Source organism: Herminiimonas sp. KBW02, assembly GCF_003852535.1.
Taxonomy (GTDB): domain Bacteria; phylum Pseudomonadota; class Gammaproteobacteria; order Burkholderiales; family Burkholderiaceae_D; genus Oxalicibacterium.
The window spans coordinates 17204-20245 of the sequence record NZ_QAJP01000013.1; the positions used below are offsets into that span (position 1 = coordinate 17204).

A 3042-nucleotide genomic window follows, 5' to 3' on the forward strand; every position below is an offset into this window, starting at 1 on the left:
GCTAAGAAGTAATTAAAGTTTTTCGCAGTCTCTGCGAAATGAGTGTCGGTCCCCAATGGACCGAGTAAGTGGGTGGTTATGATGATCATCCGCGAGTGTGCGGCGAATATGTCACCGTGTACTCAACTGAAGATTGAAAGGAATCGAAATGCCACGTCGTCGTGAAGTTCCCAAGCGGGAAATCTTGCCAGATCCGAAATTCGGCAATGTTGATGTTGCCAAGTTCGTTAACGTTTTGATGTTGTCCGGTAAAAAATCGGTCGCAGAAAACATCATTTACGGTGCGTTTGAGCACATTCAAACAAAATCCGGCAAAGATCCGCTGGAAGTGTTCTCTGCTGCTATCGCAAACTGCAAACCATTGGTTGAAGTAAAATCCCGTCGCGTTGGTGGTGCTAACTACCAGGTGCCGGTTGAAGTTCGCCCAGTTCGTCGTATGGCTTTGTCCATGCGCTGGTTGCGCGAAGCTGCAAACAAACGCAGCGAAAAATCGATGCCACAACGTCTTGCTGGTGAATTGCTCGAAGCGGCTGAAAGCCGTGGCGGTGCAATGAAAAAGCGCGATGAAGTTCACCGTATGGCAGAAGCGAACAAAGCGTTCTCGCACTTCCGCTTCTAATAAAAGTAGCGTCAACGTTCATGCGTTGACGTTTGTCTGCTTATACAAATTGTTCGAAGCCGGGCACCTCATTTAAAAAAATGATGCTCGGTTTTGTTCGTTAAAGAGATATTGGATTAATCATGGCTCGCAAGACCCCCATTGAGCGTTACCGCAATATCGGTATTTCGGCTCACATTGACGCTGGTAAAACCACCACGACCGAACGCGTCCTGTTCTACACCGGCGTAAACCACAAGCTGGGTGAAGTGCATGATGGCGCGGCTACCATGGACTGGATGGAGCAAGAGCAAGAGCGCGGTATTACCATTACTTCCGCTGCTACCACTTGCTTCTGGAAAGGCATGGCAGGTAACTTCCCAGCGCATCACATCAACATCATTGATACCCCAGGCCACGTTGACTTCACAATTGAAGTTGAGCGTTCAATGCGCGTACTTGATGGCGCATGCATGGTTTACTGTGCAGTGGGTGGTGTGCAGCCGCAATCTGAAACAGTTTGGCGTCAAGCTAACAAGTACAAAGTCCCGCGTTTGGCATTCGTCAACAAGATGGACCGTACCGGCGCGAACTTCTTCAAAGTCTACGATCAAATGCGTGCGCGTTTGAAGGCTAACCCTGTGCCTATGCAAGTGCCTATCGGTGCTGAAGACTCGTTCGAAGGCGTAATCGATCTGGTCAAGATGAAAGCAATCATCTGGGACGACGCTTCGCAAGGTATGAAGTTTGAATACGGCGACATCCCTGAGCATCTGTTGGCTGATGCTAAGAAATGGCGCGAAAACATGGTTGAAGCCGCTGCTGAAGCATCGGAAGAACTGATGAACAAGTATCTGGAAGAGGGCGATTTGTCCGAAGCCGATATCAAGGCTGCGATTCGTCAACGTACGATCGCCAGCGAAATCGTTCCAATGATGTGCGGTACCGCCTTTAAAAACAAGGGCGTACAAGCTATGTTGGACGGCGTTGTTGAGTACCTGCCATCGCCAGTGGATATTCCACCAGTGCCAGGCGTGAACGAAGATGACGAACCAGTTGTGCGTAAAGCAGAAGACACCGAGAAATTCTCGGCGCTGGCATTCAAGATCGCAACCGATCCGTTTGTTGGTCAACTGTGCTTTATCCGTTGCTACTCGGGTACTTTGAACTCGGGCGATACCGTTTTCAACTCTGTTAAAGAGAAGAAAGAACGTATCGGTCGTATCGTTCAGATGCACGCGAATCAACGTGAAGAAATCAAAGAAATGCTGGCAGGCGACATCGCTGCGATCGTTGGCTTGAAAGATACAACGACAGGTGACACCCTGTGCGACGACAAAGCTGTTGTTGTCCTCGAGCGCATGATTTTCCCTGAGCCGGTTATTTCGCAAGCTGTTGAGCCTAAAACCAAGGCTGACCAGGAAAAAATGGGCCTGGCGTTGAACCGTCTGGCAGCTGAAGATCCATCGTTCCGCGTGCGTACCGATGAAGAATCAGGTCAAACCATTATTGCTGGTATGGGCGAGTTGCATCTGGACATTATCGTTGATCGTATGAAGCGCGAATTTGGCGTAGAAGCGACCGTTGGTAAGCCACAAGTTGCATACCGTGAAACCATCCGTAAAGTTTGCGAAGAAATCGAAGGTAAATTCGTTAAGCAATCCGGTGGTCGTGGTCAGTACGGTCACGTGGTTCTGAAAATTGAACCGCAAGAACCAGGTAAAGGCTTCGAATTCATCGACGCAATTAAAGGCGGTACGGTTCCACGCGAATACATCCCTGCAGTTGAAAAAGGTGTGCGCGAAACATTGACCTCGGGCGTCCTCGCGGGCTACCCAGTGGTTGACGTTAAAGTCACTCTGTTCTTCGGTTCGTACCATGACGTCGATTCGAACGAAAACGCGTTCCGTATGGCTGCTTCGATGGCGTTCAAAGACGGTTGCCGTAAAGCGAGCCCAGTTATTCTGGAGCCGATGATGGCTGTTGAAGTTGAAACACCAGAAGACTACGCTGGTACCGTGATGGGCGATTTGTCCTCACGTCGCGGTATGGTTCAAGGTATGGATGAAATCGCGGGCGGCGGCGGCAAGATCATTAAAGCCGAAGTGCCTTTGTCCGAAATGTTTGGTTACTCGACATCGTTGCGTTCCGCAACACAAGGTCGCGCAACCTACTCGATGGAATTCAAGCACTACTCTGAAGCACCTAAGAACGTGATCGATGCAATCGTCACATCGAAGGCGCCTAAGTAATAGCAAGCGTTAAAGATCGGGGAGTTGGGCAGCGTGCACAGCTCCCCGGTCGGTAGTAAATCAAATTAAACGATGTCCGATGACGGGCATCCTAATGTAAATAAATCGTTCTTTTTGAAGGAAGAATAAAATGGCAAAAGGTAAATTCGAGCGGACCAAGCCGCACGTGAACGTGGGCACAATTGGTCACGT

General features: G+C 49.6%; 2 protein-coding genes and 1 pseudogene. All 3 read left to right on the plus strand.

Going from position 1 to position 3042, the window contains the following annotated elements:
• Positions 1-148: 148 nt before the first annotated feature.
• The gene (rpsG, locus tag DBR37_RS17055) at positions 149-619 is read left to right on the plus strand and encodes a 30S ribosomal protein S7 (RefSeq protein ID WP_124575670.1); all 471 of its coding nucleotides are present in this window, start codon (positions 149-151) and stop codon (positions 617-619) included.
• A 122-nt stretch (positions 620-741) separates the two neighbouring features.
• Positions 742-2850, plus strand: a complete 2109-nt coding sequence (gene fusA / locus DBR37_RS17060; protein WP_124575671.1) for an elongation factor G — start codon at positions 742-744, stop codon at positions 2848-2850.
• A gap of 130 nt (positions 2851-2980) precedes the next feature.
• Positions 2981-3042: pseudogene (locus DBR37_RS17065) on the plus strand (elongation factor Tu); the annotation flags it as partial.